The organism is Pararcticibacter amylolyticus (assembly GCF_003130405.1).
GTDB lineage: Bacteria > Bacteroidota > Bacteroidia > Sphingobacteriales > Sphingobacteriaceae > Arcticibacter > Arcticibacter amylolyticus.
The window spans coordinates 1-595 of record NZ_QEAS01000101.1 but is presented as its reverse complement, the minus strand read 5'-3'; the positions used below and the strand labels follow the sequence as shown (position 1 = coordinate 595).

Sequence of the window (595 nt, the reverse complement as noted above, 5' to 3'; positions counted from 1 at the left end):
CCAACGCTACCGTAGAGATCCTCGTAGATGGCGTTAAAGTTGGTGAAGCAAAAGCTGACGGTGACGGCAAATGGGAATATACCTTTGATCCTGCGCTGACCGAAGGCGAGCATGAGATCGCTATCAAGGTCACCGATCAGGCAGGAAACACGGGTGCAGAATCCGACCCAATCAAAATTGATGTCGACACTAAGAATCCTGATAAACCGGTAACACCGGACGCTCCGGGTAACGGCGGTCATGTGAATACTACCACACCGACGATCAAAGGTGTGACAGAACCCAACGCGACCGTAGAGATCCTGGTAGATGGCATTAAAGTTGGTGAAGCAAAAGCTGACGGTGACGGCAATTGGGAATACACCTTTGATCCGGTGCTGACTGAAGGCGAACATGAGATCACCATCAAGGTCACCGATCAGGCAGGAAACACGGGTCCGGAATCTGATCCAATCAAAATTGATGTCGATACTAAAAACCCGGATAAACCTGTGACACCAGACGCTCCGGGTAACGGCGGTCATGTGAACACGACCACGCCGACGATCAAGGGTGTGACAGAACCCAACGCGACCGTAGAGGTCCTGGTAGATGG

General features: G+C 51.8%; 1 protein-coding gene. It reads left to right on the top strand.

From position 1 onward, the window contains the following. Window positions 1-595, top strand: a 595-nt coding sequence (locus tag DDR33_RS25240; RefSeq protein ID WP_202913856.1) for an Ig-like domain-containing protein, incomplete at both ends; no start/stop codon positions are given.